Source organism: Streptomyces sp. M41 (assembly GCF_043673425.1).
In the GTDB taxonomy this organism is placed as follows: Bacteria; Actinomycetota; Actinomycetes; order Streptomycetales; family Streptomycetaceae; genus Streptomyces.
This window is the reverse complement of record NZ_JBIMKE010000050.1, coordinates 16,550-31,456: the sequence shown is the minus strand read 5'-3', so window position 1 is coordinate 31,456 and position 14,907 is coordinate 16,550. Positions and strand designations below refer to the sequence as shown.

Below are 14,907 nucleotides of genomic sequence, written 5' to 3'. Positions count from 1 at the left end.
GGCGGGACTTCGTCCCGCTTGCCAGGCCTACGCTTCGCTTTGGCCTGGCTCGGCGAGTCCGCTGCGCTCCCTCGCCTCAACGGTCCTTCCGGCTACGCCTCCAGAACCGTTGGGCCCGCTGACGCGGGCCAGGCTGGCTGCGAGGATGGGGGCGCTCGTTCGTGTGGGTTCCAGTGTAGTGGGTGCATCATATTGAAACAGCATGTACTGTTGGGGCAAATATGGGACACCCCCTAACCATCTGGGAACCTCCTCGGGATTCTGAGAGGAACGACCGCGGATGACCAGTCCCCACGAATCTACCGGGCCCGATCCCGCGCTGAGCGGCGATTCTGTGCACCAGGTGAGCCAGCATCAGACGGCGGGCGTCAATGCCCGGTTGAGGCTGTTCGCGCTTCTGGACGCGCAGGGCGTGCCCGCGGGCGAGGCGGACGACCTGGTGGCCGGAGCGGTCGCCGGGGTGCAGAGCGAGGTCGTGGAGCTGGACGGCATGGCGCAGGCCTCTCGGGGTCAGGTGTTCGCGGGACGGCTGGGATGACGGCGTGACGGCCATGAGCGAGGCCTTGGTGGGCATCGCGGACCGGGACTGGTCCCGGCGCGGCGCCCGGTCGGCCGGGGCCGTTGAACTGGCTGTACATGTCGTGGGCGTGTGCCGGCGTGAACGGGCCGGCCTGGTGCGGCTGGAGGCTTTCGTCGGGGAGGCTGTGCTGCCGCGCACGCGCCCGGACACCGCCGAGCGGCGCCGGGTGCTGGAGGCACCGGGCGAGGCCAGTGGTCTGCGCACGGCGCGGACTGTGGCGATGTCCAGCGGCGACGTCGTCCTCTGCACGCGCGCTGCCGGGCACTGCGACCCGGATGGCATGCCCTCTCTCAAGGACGGAAAGCCCGGCGGCCGGCACAAGGCGGGCACGAAGTCTGGAACGACTCCGGCACAGCCTGCTACCCGCACGCGGCCGTCTGAAGGACCACTAGAATTAGGTGTCGGGGAGGCAGGTAAATGTCAGTGATTCAGCTCAAGGAACACCAGGTCGACCAGAAGGCGGCCTTTCGAAATTGGGTCGGATTTCCTGCAAGATCGCCTGTTCCTCCTGAGGGGGCACGTGCCACCGGGGTGTCCGCGACCGGGTCCGGCAAGACGATCACGGCTGCCGTGTCCGCGCTGGAGTGCTTTCCGGACGGGCGTGTCCTCGTCATGGTGCCCACGCTGGACCTGATCGTGCAGAGCGCGCTGTCCTGGCGCCGGGTCGGGCATCGCGCGCCCATGGTCGCGGTCTGCTCGGTGGACAAGGACGAGGTCCTGGAGCAGCTCGGAGTGCGCACCACCACCAACCCGATCCAGCTCGCCCTGTGGGCCGGGACCGGTCCGGTGGTCGTGTTCGCCACGTACGCCTCTCTCGTAGACCGCGAGGACCCCGCCGACGTCACTGGTTGCCGGACTGTCCCTGGGCCGCTGGAATCGGCTCTGGCGGGCGGGGAGCGCCTGTACGGGCAGCGGATGGCTCCGTTCGACCTGGCCATTCTGGACGAGGGGCACATGACGGCCGGGGACATGGGCCGGCCGTGGGCGGCGATCCACGACCAGTCCCGGATCCCCGTCGACTTCCGGCTCTACCTCACCGCGACCCCGAGGATCCTCGCCGCGCCCCGACCGCAGCGGAGCCGGGACGGGCGGGAGATGGTGATCGCCTCGATGGAGGACGACTCCCGCACCTACGGAACCCGGATTTTCGATCTTGGGCTGGCGGAGGCGGTGGAGCGGTCGATCCTCGCGGGGTTCGAGATCGACGTGCTCGAGGTCCGCGACCCGGACCCGATCCTGGGCCTGTCCGAGGACGCGCTGCGCGGCCGGCGCACGGCCCTGCTCCAGGCCGCACTGCTGGAGCATGCGGCGCAGCGGAATCTGCACACCACCATGGTGTTCCACCAGCGGGTGGAGGAGGCAGCCGCGTTCGCCGAGCAGATGCCGCGCACGGCCGCCGAGCTGTATACCGCCGAGGCCTCCGCGGCGGTGCTGGCCGGGGCGGAGGAGCTGCCCGCGTCGTCGATCGACGCCGAGCTGTACAAGCTTGAGGACAGCCGCCACGTGCCGCCGGACCGGGTGTGGGCGGACTGGCTGTGCGGAGACCACCCCATCGCGCACCGGCGTGCGGTGATCGACCGGTTCGCCAACGGCATCAACGCCGACAACCGGCGGGTGCACCGGGCGTTCCTGTCCTCGGTGCGGGCGCTCGGGGTCGGGGTCGACATCACCGGACTGCGCGGGGTCGAGGCCGTGTGCATCGTCGGCTCGCGCAGCTCCCAGGTCGACATCGTCCAGAACATCGGACGCGCCCTGCGACCCAACCCCGACGGCCGGGCCAAGACCGCACGGATCATCATCCCCGTCTTCCTCCAGCCCGGAGAGGACCCGAAGGGCATGATCGCCTCCGCCAGCTACCAGCCCCTCGTCGACATCCTCCAAGCCCTGCGCTCCCACTCTGAGCGCATGGTCGACCAGCTCGCCTCCCGCGCACTCACCCGCGGCGCCGAGCACCGCCGCATCCATGTCCACCCCGATCGCACCGCCAGAGGAGCAGACAGCGGTGCCGACGCTGAGGAAACCGACGAAGCGCAGCAGGACGTCGACCGGGTCACCTCGGTCGTGGTCAACTTCGCTACCCCCCGCGACGCCGCCGACATCGCCGCCCTCACACGCTGCCGCGTCATCAGACCCCAATCCCTCGTCTGGCTCGAGGGCTACCAGGCCCTCATCCGCTGGCGCGCCGAGAACGAGATCACCGGCCTGCACGCCGTCCCCTACGACACCGAGACCCCAGTCGGCGTAACCAAGGACTACCCCCTGGGCCGATGGGTCCACCAACAGCGCCGCGCCCACCGCACAGGCGAACTCGACCCCCACCGCAAAGAACTCCTCGACGACGCCGGAACGGTCTGGGAGCCCGGCGACGAAGCATGGGAGAACAAACTCGCCGCGCTCCGCTCCTACCACCGGGCCACCGGACACCTCGCACCCCGGCAGGACGCCCTCTGGGGCCAGAGCGAAACCGAGGGCCTGGCGCCCGTCGGGCAGCACATGGCCAACCTCCGCCGCAAAGGATGGAAGAATGGCCTGGGCAACGACCCCGAACGAGCCGCCGTACGCGCGGCGCAGCTGACAGAGATCGACCCAGACTGGAACTGTCCCTGGCCACTCGACTGGCAACGCCACCACCGCATCCTCACCCACCTCGCCGCAGACGAACCCGAAGGCCACCTGCCCGACATCGCCCCGGGAGTGCTCTTTGAGGGTGACGATCTAGGGCGGTGGATTCGGAGGCAGAAACAGCCAGCCACCTGGAAACAGCTGTCCACCGAGCAGCAGCGACGCCTCACCGCGCTGGGCATCAGACCGCTTGGGGCGCCATCTCCCGCCCCGGCAGCCGCTCGTGCGAGGAGGGGCCCGACCAAGGCGCAGCAAGCCTTCCAGCGCGGCCTGACAGCCCTCATGCAGTGGATCGAACGAGAAGGCGCGGACCGGCCCGTCCCGCGCGGCGCGGTCGTCGAGATCGAGGTCGACGGCCAGGACGAGCAGGTGCCGGTGAAGCTCGGCGTATGGGTCTCCAACACCCGTGCAAGGCGTGCCAAGCTCACCGCGGAGCAGCTGGATGCGCTACGGGAGCTGGGGGTGGAGTGGGCGTAGGAGCCGGATGGCATAGGCCCGCCGGAGCAGCTGGAGGAACTCGGCCCTTGGTGGAGAGTATTTCGGCGTCAGGGATCAGCTCTGCTTCCTGCTCCCATGGCTCCGATCAAGTGCGGCTTGTGGGGCTCGTGTCGGGGATGTAGTGAGCGACTCCTGCGTACGACATTCCTAGAGAGGCAGTGAGCACCTTGATGTCGAGCTCGTCCGCGAGGGTAAGGAGGCGGGTGGAGCGCAGGATGCGGGGCCGCAGGCCGACGGGGCCAGGCTGTCGAGGATGTGCGCGGCGCCGGCGGGGCCACGGGTGGTGCGGGTGAGCCGGGTGACGAGCAGATGAGGGTTATTCGAGCGAAGCTGACCGCGGTGCTCTTGGCAGCGCTGTAGAGCTGTCCAGGTCGCGGGGTCCAGTGGGATGGCCACCGCTCTGCCGGGGAACTGGACAGCGCGGCGGACGGTGTCGATATCGCTGCTGGTGAGCAGGCGTAGTTCGGTGGTGGTTGCCGCGTGGAGCAGGGCGGCGAGTCCGATGAACGCCTCATGCGGGTGGGTGTCCAGGTTGGTGCTCCACCTTCGGTACAGGGCCTGCGGCTCGGACAACGTCAGAGTGGGTCCGTGAAATCCCGGTGCTGCGCGGCGGTCACGGAGCCGGTGGGGTCGCGAAGGACCGCTCGGGTGCGGTGTGCGTAGGAGAAAAACTGGCGCAGTCCCGCGAGCCAGGACGCACGGCGTGCGGGGTTTTTCGCCAGGAAGGCTTCCAGGTGTGCTGTGCTGACGCTTGCCCAGCTCGTGTGCCCTCGGGCGTGGAGGTGGATCCCCAGGTCGCGGACGGTGTCCAGGCGGATCTCGATGGTCTTCAGCTGGTTCGGCCGCAGCCCCAGCTGGCGGGCCTGATCGCGCTGGGCTAGTAAAGAGTAAGCGAATCCCCAGACCTCGGGGCGCAGCGGGGCGGGGGTGGCCTCGATACGGCGCTCGCGGCGTACGGCTGCCTTGGCGTCCGCCGGGTCGTCGGGCGGGATGAGTCGGCCGTGGGCGCGGAAGAAGTCCGTGAGCGCCCCGACGAGCTGGGGACTGTCCTGACGAGCACGTGTGAGCAGGTCAGATGGGCTGATCGCGGTGGTGGTGAGGAGCAGGCGTGCGGTGTCGGCGATGACATCGGCTGCGTAGAATGGGTGGCGCTGGGTTGCGAGGTGCGCGGCGAAATCAGCCCACCACGACGGTGGTTGGGGCATACGGCGCGCCCAGCCGGCCGCGCGGGTCAGCACCGTGTGGGGCGAGTGTTCGTAGCAGCGCTTGCACAGTCCTTTGGCCCACTGGCCGCTGCTGCCGCACCCGGCGCAGCGGGCCGGTGCTGGGGCGATAGCCGGGTCGATGCAGGCCCGGCAGCGTTGGGTCGCCGGGGCCAGGGTCCGTCGTCGTCCGCAGTGCTGGCACTGGCCGCGTGCGGGTTGTCCGGCGGCCCGGCGTCTGCATGCCGCGCACAGCAGCTCCGTCGAGCGCCGGGATGCTCCACAGTCGGAGCACGTACGTGAGCACCAGGCGCAGCGGCCTGTGTCGGCGCGCAGCCATCGCAGCTTGTGGCAGGCGGTGCAGCGGCCCTGGACGGCATCGGTCGCGGTGGCTGTCATCGGGAATTATCTGGTGGCCGGACGAGGGAGGGGGAGAAAAGGGGCGGGAGTTCAGCCGTGGTTTCACAGCGGGGGCAGGGACCGGTTCACAGGCGCGGGCGCCGGGCCTACGGCGGAGGGCGACGGTAGGGCCGAGGCGGGTGCAGCGCGGGGCGAAGGCGAGGGGCCGGGCTGCGGCACGGTCTCGCGCAGGGTCAGGAGGTCGCCCGGGGTGCAGTCCAGGGCGGTGCACAACGCGGCCAGCGTGGACAGCTTCACCTGGGACGGCTGCTTGGTGAACAGCGCGGACACCGACGCTGCGGACAGCTCAAGGCCCGCTCGCTCGGCCAGCAGGCGGCGCAGCTCGGTTCCGGTCCAGACTCCGCGCTGTGCTGCGGTCATCCGCAGCTGCCACTCCACCTGTGTTCCCGTGCTCGTGCTCGTGAGCGTGCGTGGGGTGGGGTGCGACTCGAGTGCCGTCATTGCCGTGCCCCTCTCGTCCTTCAGCCGGCCAGGCCAGTGACGGCGGTGAGTGTGGCGCGGCGCCAGGCGTCCTCGATGAAGGTGTGTGAGGGTTTGACGTAGGCCATGGTCGAGGCGATGTGCCGGTGGCCGAGGAGCTGCTGGACGGCGAGGATGTCCATACCCCGCTCGTAGTGGTGAGTCGCGCACGCGCGGCGCAGTGCGTGCGGGGTGAACCGCTCTGCCGAGGACCTGCCTTCGAGATCCAGAAGGCGGGCGAGTCGGTCACGTACGGTCTCCGGCTTCAGCGCATCGCCCTGACCGTCGCAGAACAGCGGTGCGCTGTCAGGGAAGAGCGGACGGACGTCACCTTGGTACCAGTCCAGGATCTGGTCGAGGCCGTCGAGCAGCGGAGTCCATCTCGGGCGCGGGCCCGATGTGTTCGCGGCCTTGCCGAACCGCACATGCAGCTTCCCCGACGGCCCCAGCAGGGGGTGGACGTCACACCGGTCGAGGCGGACCAACTCACTCACCCGTACCCCTGAGTGGTACAGAGTGCGCAGCAGCGCGTAATCCCGCGCCGCAGCAGGGTAGTGCGGGGTGGCTGCGAGGCGGGCGCGCGCGAAGCCGAAGAACCCCTGCAGACGCCCGGCCGTGGGCGGCAGTCGGAGGGCGGGCGAGTCATCGCTGACATGCCGCAGCCGGTTGAACCGGTCCAGCGGATCACCGACCAGCACTCCATACAGCACCCGGATCTGTGTGGTGCAGCGGTCCTGGACGAAGCCATGGAACGCACGCAGCATCTGCAGATACTGGCGCCGAGTGCCCGGTGCCCGGCCCGCCACCACCAGAGCACGGAGCATCGCGTCCACATCCGACACCTCGATCTCCCACACCGGCCGGTCGAAGCGGTCCAGCACACGTTCCAGCAGCGCCGCGTAGCAACGGACCGTCGTCGCAGAGAACGCGCGTACCACCCACGTCGACGCAAACGCCGCCACGCACTCGGCCTGGAAGGCCCACACACCCGGAACATCGCCGCTACTGGCCGGGCCGGCGAGCCCGCCATCGATCAGCCGGAGAACCCGCTCCCCCATACCCCACCACCATCTCGCGACTACTCATTCAGGCAGCACCTGAACAACACGCACACCACCGAAGCAATCAACGAGACACCAACGGAAAAGCAACCCCCGCCTAACGCACAACCCCGCAACCCACACGCTGGCCCCGGAAAACGCTGCGCCTCGTCCAGTACCAGCACACGAGGCTGCCGTAGCGCGTTCACCAGCATCAGGTCGGCCTCCCCCGCCCCGCCCGGCAGACGCCTGCCCAGCTCCAAGGCGTCCGCGAGCACCCGGCGCAGTTCGGGAACCGTCGGATGCACACCGACGTGGACCCGACGGACCCTGGCCGGGTGCGGCAGCTGGGACAAGGCGTACTGCAACGCGACGGTCTTGCCCTGGCCGGCGTCGCCGTACAAGCACACCACCGCCCCCACCGCGGCCGCGTGCGCGACCGTCCGCAGCACCGACCGAACGGCGGGTGTGTGCACCACCTGGGCATCCGGTACCAGGACCGGGACCTGCGCCAGGTGCTTCTGCTCCCGCAGAAACACCTGCCCAGCGACGCCTTTCTCCGCCACCACGTTCAGGCCCAGCTCGCTGAGGGCATCCGGCCGGCGCGACCCGGCAACCTCAGGCTCCCGCCCGGTCAGCAAAGCCCGCCCCGCCCGACGGTCCCTGCGGATCACCCGGCTCAACGTCGACATCGACGGAACTGGCACCTCACCACCGGCAGCCACCAGCCGACGCCTCAGCTCCGAGACATTGCCCCCCGCCTCACCCAGCAGCTCCCACACCTCGTCCGACACCGCGTATCCCTGCCGGACCGGCGCCTCCGCCCGCCCGGTCGCCTTCGCCTGGTCCAGCCAGCGCCAGACCGTACGCTCCGAAACACCCACCGTCTCAGCGACCGCACGCACATGCCGCGTCGCCAACTCCCCCGCCTGCTGCCGCTCCAGCACACGACGCACCACCAACGCCCTCGGCAGCACAGCCCCCCGGCCAGCTCCTACACCTTGATCCACCCCACCATCACACCGGCCCCGCCCACCCCACCGCATCAGAACTCACGAATCTGAGACAGCATCACCCACCATCAGATAAAGCCCCACGACAGCGATCCCAGCCATCAGACTCTCACCTCATGACAGTGCCAGCCCTACCTGCAACACCCCACTGACCAGCACCAATACACCAACCACCAGACCACCAACCCCGACTCTCACCACTCCCGACCCGAAGCCGAGAGGCCGCAGCTGCATCACTGGCCTGGTCGAACCAGACCCGGAGACTAGTCCGACGTAGCGGCGAGTCGGGTGCCGACGGTGCCGCTCCGTTGCGGCCGCCGAGATCCCCAAGCCGCCCCAGCGGATACGAGCTGCCGCTCCGGATTCTGCCCACCGGCAGACACTCCGGCATACCCGATTTGATCTCGGTGCGCACGAGCGGCGGCAGCGAGCGCACCCGCACCGAGCGCCGACACCACAGACAGCCCCACAGACAACTCCACAGAAGCTGTGTCACATCCTCTTTCCGCAGGTAGCGGCTTTGTGAGGGCGGGTGTTGATCGGTTCTGCCGTTCGGGTGGGCGTCCATGGACGCCCACCCGAACGGCAATCTGGGGTCTCAGGCCGCTGGCGCGAGAGGGGTCTCCGGTGCTTCGGCGCGGTAGTTTCAGCGAGTGAGGGGGCGGGTCATGAGGGTGATGAAAGCCCACTGGATGTGGGCTTCGGCGTGGGACATAAGGCGCTCGTAGTCCCTCGCGTTGCCTCGGGCCCGCATCGTCCACGAATTCAACCGCTCAACCACCCAGCGTTTAGGTAGCAGGACAAAGCCGTTGGCGTCCTTGGGGCGGGAGACGATCTTGACGGTGATGCCGAGTTCGGTCTGTGCCCGGGTGGCGAACTCCTCGCCGCCGTAGCCGTTGTCGGCCCGGACAAGCACGATCTCGGGGTGCGCGGTGTGCAGGCGGGTGAGGAGGATGCGGGCCGCGTCGCGGTCCTGGACGTCGGCGGGTGTGACGAGGAGGCCGTCCTGGTCGACCAGGAGATGGCGCTTTGGCAGTCGAGTGACGTCCCAGCACTCGTCCCGGACCCGCCTCGCTGATCAAAGCATTTGCATACAAGGCCCAGGCACAAGAACTCAGCCGACGGTCGGGCCCGCGCAGACGAGAGATCAGCGGATTAACCGGGTATGGATGAGCTCCGTTGACGGCAGCGAGAGGCACATCTGTGAACGGTGACGGGTCCATGCCGCAGTGGCAATTTCCCAAGGGCGAGGGACTTCCTGGGCGTCAGCTGGTCGAGGGAACCGTGGCTGCCATCGTCGTCCTCGATGCGCAGTTGCGACATTTGTACGTCAATCCGGCCTGGGCCAAGATCAGCGGCCTGCCCGCGTCCGCGTTCCTGGGGCGCACGCTCGGGGAGGTGCTGCCGGACCTGCAGCGACCGGACGATGTCTTGACCGAGGTCCTCGCAGACGGGCAACCACGCGAGACGACCATCTCAGGAACGACCGGTGTCTCTTCCCCACTGGGGCAACGGTTGTGGCGGGCGGTCTATCACCGAGTGGAGCTGCCCGGACAGGATGCGGGCCTGTGCGGGATCGGCGTGGAGATCAGCAGTCTGCGCAGCTACCTGGACGATATGGAGACCGCTCATCTACGGCTCGCCCTGCTGGACGCTGCGGCCACGCGGGTCGGCACCACCCTCGACATCGAGACCACGTGCCAGGAACTGTCCGATTTCCTGGCCCCCTCGCTGGCGGACATGGCAGCGGTGGGCATCGTGGAGGAGGATTTCACCGGTGCTCCCCCACCTCGGCCCGGCTTCGTGCGGCTGCGCAAGGTGAGGGGCTCCGCGCCTGCGGGGATGGAGTGGCTGCTTCACCAGATGGGCGGGCCGGGCCCCTATATCGACATCCCTCGCGGTGTCGCCACACGCCATTGCATGGACGTCGGGCGGCTGTGGCTGGGCAACCTGGCCTCGGACGACTTGTTCCAGAAGGTGACGGTGGACCCTGAGCGCACCAGGATCTTCCGCGCGGCTGGCATCCACTCGCTGCTCATCGTCCCCCTGATCACCGCAGGCCGCCCGGTGGGCGTCATCCTGATGGGCAGGGCCGGCGCCTCACAGCCCTTCAGCGACGACGACCTCACGACGATCCAGGCGCTGGCCGGCCGGGCAGCCCTGTCTGTCGACAGCGCACGCCGCTACAGCTACGAGCACACCATGGCATTGGAACTCCAGCGGGCCCTGCTGGCCGAACCCCGCGCCCCTCACCCGGGCGTGGAGGTTGCCGCCCGCTATCTTCCCTCCGGCCGCAGCGTCCTGGTCGGCGGAGACTGGTACGACTCGATCCCCCTGCCCGACGCGCGGACCCTGCTGGTCATGGGCGACGTGATGGGCCACGGCTTCCAGGCCGCCGTCACCATGAGCCAGTACCGCTCCCTGCTGCGCACCATCGCCACCGACGTTACGGACGTCGAGGAGATCCTCGAAGAGTTCGACCGCCAGGTCGCACAGCTCGGGCTCGACCGCCTCGCCACCTGCCTCCTCGCGGTCATGGACCCGCAGGATGGCACCTGCACCGCGGCCAGCGCAGGACACCCGCCGCCCGCCGTACTGCGCCCGGACGGCAGCATCGACATCCTGTGGCTGCCGGCCGGCCCGCCCATCGGCACCGGGCTCGGCGGCTACGAACCCCTCACCGCCACCATGGCACCCGGAACCACACTGGTGCTCTACACCGACGGACTGGTCGAACGACGCGGCACCGACATCGACGACTCCGTACAGGAATTTCAGAGCCTGAGCCTGCCCGCCGACACCCCGCTGGACGACCTGCTCGACACGGTCCTGGCACGCCTCGCCAACGGCGCGTACGAGGACGACGTCGCAATCCTCGCCGCCCGCCAGTGCCATCACGCCCCGTAACTCCACATGACGCTCTGCCGAGTCAGCTCCGCTGTGCGCCAGGGCAGGTAATCGGGGGGCATCGCCCCGCACTTGATCCTGTCATCGACGAAGTAGCGGATGCCGTCGACCATGTCCAACCTCCAACTGCCGTTCGGGTGGACGTCCACCCGAACGGCAAAACCAATCAACACCTGCCCTCACAAAGCTGCTACCTGCGGAAAGAGGATGTGACACAGCTTCTCAGGGCGCACGACACTCGCATCGTCGAACAACTGGCCCAACAGCAGGCCCCGAGCCGCTACAAGCCCGTCCAGAAGGACGCCAAGGGCAAGGAGAAGAGCGGGGGCGGGGATGGTGGGCCGTCCGCGTCGGCGAAGGCGTTGTTGAAGTTCTCCACGCCGCGTGACCCGGCCGCGCTGGCCGCGTTCATCAACCTGCGGGTCCTCAACCCCTAGCACGAGCACTGGCGGCCCGGCATCGAGGCCGCCGTGCTGTACGCGCGGGAGGTCGGCGACCTGAAGGTGCCGTTCACGTACCGGGTGCCGAAGGGACCGGAGGTGGTGGAGGCGGGGTGGCCGGCCGCGCTGGGTAACTTCCCGCTGGGGCAGTGGATCGCGGGCGCTCGCCGCTTCTACGCCCGCGGGGATATGGACGAGGACCGCGTCCAGCAGCTGGAGAAGCTTGGCATGGTCTGGTCGCACTTTTCGACGTCGCGTGGGAGGAGGGCTTGGCCGCTGCCCGCGGCTGGGCTGCCGAGAACAGGACAGCCGTCCGCTCTTGCTGTACATGAACTGGATCACGGCGTCCCGGTCCTCCGCCATGAAGGCGACCGGGTTGCCGATGACCCCCGGATTGCCGATCGTGGGCTCTCCTCCGAGGATGGCCAGCGTCATCGGATCCCCGTGCCTTCCCCAACCGGCCTTCGACGGACAAGTCCTTGGCCGCTCATCCTCCCCGCTCGGCGTGCGCGTCTCCACGTCGCGGCCCGCCGCTGACCACAGATTGGCTGATTGGTACGCCTCGGCGACGGCATTCAGACACGGTTGGCCTTGCCCTCACGGACGCCGATGACCGGCGCACCGAGGAGCCGCAAACTTGACGGCCTGGGTCATGTGCAGTGGGCACGAGGCCGAAGAATTTCACGGGGTAGGTCGGTGGATCTCAGCTCAGTGATCATCGCTGTCGCAGGCGTCGCAGGAACCCTGGGAGGGGCGCTACTCACCCAGCGCGGCTCCGAACGAGCGAAGCGCCTGGAGATAGAGCTCGTTCGAAGCCATGAGGAGGTCCGCGAGGCCCGTTCGCTGCGACGTACCTGCTATGTGGAGCTCAACCGGGATGCTCGGCAGTTCACCACCGCGCTCAACCGCCACCTGCACGTCATGAGGGAACGCGGCGTGGCGGAGGCCGACAGCGACGCACTCGAGGAAGCGAAGAACGCGCACCGCGATCGATACTCCGAAGCACAGATGATCGCCCCCGAAGAAATACTCAGGCGAGCGAGTGTCGTCAACCAGGCCCTGAACAAGGTCTACGGCCAGGTCAAGCGCCTCGAACGCGGTGCCCCCGAACCAGGCGAAACGATGGAGACCGCGGCCCAGGCCCAGTACGAGGTCTGGGAAATGCTCCGGACTATGAGAACCGCTATGCGCCACGACCTTGGTGTGTCGCCTGGAGATTGAGAGCTGGCGCTCAGCTCCGTGCGAGCTCTCTTGTCTGCCTCGACCAGCCAAAACCTGATCGAGGCAGAGGTTAAAACGCAAGTTCAGCAGAAAAATTGAGAACACCACAGACCACGTCAGGGCACGGTCGCGCTGCGCGGCCGTGCTCGCGCCGTGCGGCGGCGCGGCTGTACAGCAGCAGCCATGCCGCCCGGGCAGCCTGCTGGCCGTGCGGGAGTACGCCAGCCGGCGGCCGGTGTCCCGAAGGCGCAGGCTGATGGTGTGGAGTGGCCCGTGTACGTCGCCCTCGCGCGGCCCGTGACGCAGCTGCCGGCAGGCCCGTCGTGGGCTACGAAATCAAGGTCGGCGCCCTGACCGTGCTGTGGCGGACCGAGGACGGCGTCCGGCTTCAGTCGAGGACCGGCCGCGACGTCACCGCGCTGTGATGGACCTGGCCGTAGCCGCCATGAGCCTGCCGCCCGGCGTGCAGTCCCGCGCGCTGTCCCGCCCCGCCGCGCGAGGGAGCTCGCCGACCGGCATCCGGCGACGTACGTGGCGTTCGACATCCTGGTCCACCCTGCGTCGGGCTTCCCTGACCTTCGGCGCGTCCGTACACGGAACGCCGCCAGGTCATCCTGGACGTGCTCGCCGACGTCGGTCCGCCGATCGTGCCGGTGTGGTCGACCACGGACCTCGAGGAGGCCCTGCTCTGGTTCGAGGCGCCCGAAGGCACCGGCGTTGAGGGGATCGTGGCCAAGCCGCTCCGGTCGGCCTACAAGGCCGGCCGTGTGTGGGCCAAGGTCAGGCACGCGGACACCGTCGACGCCACCGTGGTCGGCTTCACCGGCACAGCCCGGTACCCGAAGGCCCTCGCCGTACAGCTCCCTGACGGACGGGTAGCGCTGTCCCAGCCGCTGACCACGGCACTCGCGTCCATCGTCGGCCCGCTCCTGGTCCCCCAGTCCGGGCGGGCGGTCACGCAGGCCGGCGACTCCTACACGCCCGCCGTCGGCGGTGTAGTGGTGGAGGTCGTGGCGGGCACGACCCGGAACGCGGTCGTCACTGTGATGCGGCTGCGCTGATTGGCAGGGCTTCGTCCGGCGCGGCCAGGCTGAGCGGCTGGCGCAGGTCCAGGTAGCAGCGCAGCCGTACGCCAGGTTGTCCGGCGTCCCGCGTCGTGTGCTCCGCTGTCGCTGTCGCCCACCGGTCGGCGAGCAGCTGCTGGAAGGCCAGGGCGGCGGCGTCGTCGGCGGCCGCGACGTCGACGACGACCAGGCTCGGCTCACTCACGTGCACCTCGTTGATCGGGTCCATGTACGGCACTACGCCCCGGCGCCCTGGGAGAGTTCCGTGGGTCCGGCGCCTTCACCCGACCGAGTAGCTGGCCCTGGTCCCGCGCGACGTTCAGCTGTGCAGCAGAGCGGCGCTGCTTCGGGTGGGCAAGCCGGTCTCGGCCGGGGCCAGCAGGGCGGGTTGGTCAGGTGCGAGTGACGGTGTAACCAGTGCTGTTCAGGGCCCGGGTCCATACATCGCGGTCGAACCACTTGGTGCTGTCCAGCTGCATCTCGGCGGGGTGTGCATGCGGGGCCTGCCATGCCGGTGGGGCCTCAGCTGCCGTCGCATCCCTCACTTCTTCTCCGTGGATGTGGCCGGCCATCAGTTCTTCCTTCGAGGGGACCACCGGCTTTTGGGCGGTGAGGAACTGAATCCTTGGGCTGGAGCCGGGAAGCGGCGGAGCGCGTTGAGTTGTCAGTGGCGGCCGTTAGGGTGAGCGCCCCAGCGGGCCCCGACACGGCGGTCTACTTGGCCATCTCCTCGGGAGAACGGCGGGTGATCCTCTTACCCGCTTCGGTCTCCACCAGGGTCACCGCCCCGATCCAATTGCCGTCATCCGGATACTCCCAGTTGGCCGCGTCCCTCAGCACCGCCGGAAGCTGATTTCGAGGAACCGGTTCTCTGGGCTGGAAGCCGATCTCCCCTGACGGGGATGTCCACGGCGCGACTCGACGAACTTCGATCCATCCACGATCGATGAGCGTGAGCAAGATTCCTGCCAGCTCCCTCACCGGCCGGGACCGATCGGCAGCGTCGAGATCTCCCCAGACGCCAGCCAGGATGTCGATCTCATACGAATTGACCATGAACGCTTCCTCGGACTTGGTCAACGCCTGCCACTCGCGCTCGCTCATGAACCGATCACACCCCGGTGATCGTTTCCGGTCACAGCACTAGTGCCGGAACCGCCTGATCAGTGTCTCTCTCTGGTGGGTACCGTGCATTTCCTCGCCACTCTGTTCGACGAGTTGCGGGCTGTGTCCGACTCACCTGGCGGAGGGTGTTTAGTTGAAGCCCAGTTCGACTTGAGGTTCCCAGCGCCAGCCACTGTCGAAGCAGACCAGCCAGCCCTTGCCCCAGCTGCCTCCTTCGAGGGCGACGCGTTGTACGTCTGGGCCGATCACGATGGGCTTGGTTCCCGGGGGCGGTGGGGTACCCGACCACGCTGAGGGGGTCACCATCCGCTGCTGG

Annotated in this window: 14 protein-coding genes; 7 read left to right on the top strand and 7 right to left on the bottom strand. The window is 68.6% G+C overall.

Going from position 1 to position 14,907, the window contains the following annotated elements; all coding sequences use genetic code 11:
• The first annotated feature begins 343 nt into the window (after positions 1 to 343).
• Both ACHBTE_RS34980 and ACHBTE_RS34975 read left to right on the top strand, forming a co-directional pair.
• Entirely contained in the window at positions 344 to 538 is a 195-nt protein-coding gene (locus ACHBTE_RS34980) for a hypothetical protein (protein WP_394729664.1), read from the top strand.
• 459 nt (positions 539 to 997) lie between these two features.
• Positions 998 to 3,679, top strand: coding sequence for a Helicase associated domain protein (locus ACHBTE_RS34975; RefSeq protein WP_394729662.1), 2,682 nt, complete (start codon positions 998 to 1,000; stop codon positions 3,677 to 3,679).
• A gap of 596 nt (positions 3,680 to 4,275) precedes the next feature.
• Here the strand turns inward: ACHBTE_RS34975 and ACHBTE_RS34970 are convergent.
• From ACHBTE_RS34970 to ACHBTE_RS34950, 5 genes are all read right to left on the bottom strand, one after another.
• A complete protein-coding gene (locus ACHBTE_RS34970) occupies positions 4,276 to 4,938 on the bottom strand; it encodes a hypothetical protein (RefSeq protein WP_394729660.1) in 663 nt (220 codons plus the stop codon).
• 426 nt (positions 4,939 to 5,364) lie between these two features.
• A complete protein-coding gene (locus ACHBTE_RS34965; RefSeq protein ID WP_394729658.1) occupies positions 5,365 to 5,763 on the bottom strand; it encodes a helix-turn-helix domain-containing protein in 399 nt (132 codons plus the stop codon).
• 20 nt (positions 5,764 to 5,783) lie between these two features.
• Positions 5,784 to 6,839 (bottom strand): tyrosine-type recombinase/integrase, encoded by a 1,056-nt coding sequence (locus tag ACHBTE_RS34960; RefSeq protein ID WP_394729656.1) that lies wholly within the window; start codon positions 6,837 to 6,839, stop codon positions 5,784 to 5,786.
• A 20-nt stretch (positions 6,840 to 6,859) separates the two neighbouring features.
• Positions 6,860 to 7,768 carry an AAA family ATPase gene (locus ACHBTE_RS34955; protein WP_394729654.1) on the bottom strand — a complete coding sequence of 303 codons (909 nt, stop codon included), beginning with the start codon at positions 7,766 to 7,768 and terminating at the stop codon, positions 6,860 to 6,862.
• 712 nt (positions 7,769 to 8,480) lie between these two features.
• Complete coding sequence (locus ACHBTE_RS34950; protein ID WP_394729666.1) at positions 8,481 to 8,852, bottom strand: transposase; 372 nt, start codon at positions 8,850 to 8,852, stop codon at positions 8,481 to 8,483.
• 203 nt (positions 8,853 to 9,055) lie between these two features.
• On the opposite strand from ACHBTE_RS34950, the gene ACHBTE_RS34945 reads away from it, so the two are divergent.
• The 5 genes from ACHBTE_RS34945 to ACHBTE_RS34925 all read left to right on the top strand — a co-directional run bounded on the left by ACHBTE_RS34945 (position 9,056) and on the right by ACHBTE_RS34925 (position 13,463).
• On the top strand, positions 9,056 to 10,741 hold the full coding sequence (locus tag ACHBTE_RS34945) for a SpoIIE family protein phosphatase (RefSeq protein WP_394729652.1): 1,686 nt from the start codon (positions 9,056 to 9,058) through the stop codon (positions 10,739 to 10,741).
• Between the two features lie 209 nt (positions 10,742 to 10,950).
• Positions 10,951 to 11,178: a hypothetical protein gene (locus ACHBTE_RS34940; protein ID WP_394729650.1), complete on the top strand. Its 228-nt coding sequence runs from the start codon at positions 10,951 to 10,953 to the stop codon at positions 11,176 to 11,178.
• Between the two features lie 33 nt (positions 11,179 to 11,211).
• Positions 11,212 to 11,718 (top strand): helicase associated domain-containing protein, encoded by a 507-nt coding sequence (locus tag ACHBTE_RS34935; protein WP_394729648.1) that lies wholly within the window; start codon positions 11,212 to 11,214, stop codon positions 11,716 to 11,718.
• Between the two features lie 174 nt (positions 11,719 to 11,892).
• A complete protein-coding gene (locus ACHBTE_RS34930; RefSeq protein WP_394729646.1) occupies positions 11,893 to 12,402 on the top strand; it encodes a hypothetical protein in 510 nt (169 codons plus the stop codon).
• 620 nt (positions 12,403 to 13,022) lie between these two features.
• Complete coding sequence (locus ACHBTE_RS34925) at positions 13,023 to 13,463, top strand: hypothetical protein (RefSeq protein WP_394729644.1); 441 nt, start codon at positions 13,023 to 13,025, stop codon at positions 13,461 to 13,463.
• On the opposite strand, the gene ACHBTE_RS34920 is transcribed toward ACHBTE_RS34925, so the two are convergent.
• Together ACHBTE_RS34920 and ACHBTE_RS34915 are read right to left on the bottom strand one after the other, a co-directional pair.
• Positions 13,441 to 13,671: a DUF6207 family protein gene (locus ACHBTE_RS34920; RefSeq protein ID WP_394729642.1), complete on the bottom strand. Its 231-nt coding sequence runs from the start codon at positions 13,669 to 13,671 to the stop codon at positions 13,441 to 13,443. The two genes, ACHBTE_RS34925 and ACHBTE_RS34920, sit on opposite strands and share 23 nt — an antisense overlap.
• Before the next feature lie 509 nt (positions 13,672 to 14,180).
• Positions 14,181 to 14,570 (bottom strand): hypothetical protein, encoded by a 390-nt coding sequence (locus ACHBTE_RS34915; protein WP_394729640.1) that lies wholly within the window; start codon positions 14,568 to 14,570, stop codon positions 14,181 to 14,183.
• Between the last annotated feature and the right edge of the window lie 337 nt (positions 14,571 to 14,907).

Excerpts from the sequence above, each read along its gene's own strand:
- ACHBTE_RS34965 (WP_394729658.1), bottom strand. The coding sequence starts at position 5,763 with ATGACGGCACTCGAGTCGCACCCCACCCCACGCACGCTCACGAGCACG.
- ACHBTE_RS34945 (WP_394729652.1), top strand. The coding sequence starts at position 9,056 with ATGCCGCAGTGGCAATTTCCCAAGGGCGAGGGACTTCCTGGGCGTCAG.
- ACHBTE_RS34915 (WP_394729640.1), bottom strand. The coding sequence starts at position 14,570 with ATGAGCGAGCGCGAGTGGCAGGCGTTGACCAAGTCCGAGGAAGCGTTC.
- ACHBTE_RS34960 (WP_394729656.1), bottom strand. The coding sequence starts at position 6,839 with ATGGGGGAGCGGGTTCTCCGGCTGATCGATGGCGGGCTCGCCGGCCCG.
- ACHBTE_RS34975 (WP_394729662.1), top strand. The coding sequence starts at position 998 with ATGTCAGTGATTCAGCTCAAGGAACACCAGGTCGACCAGAAGGCGGCC.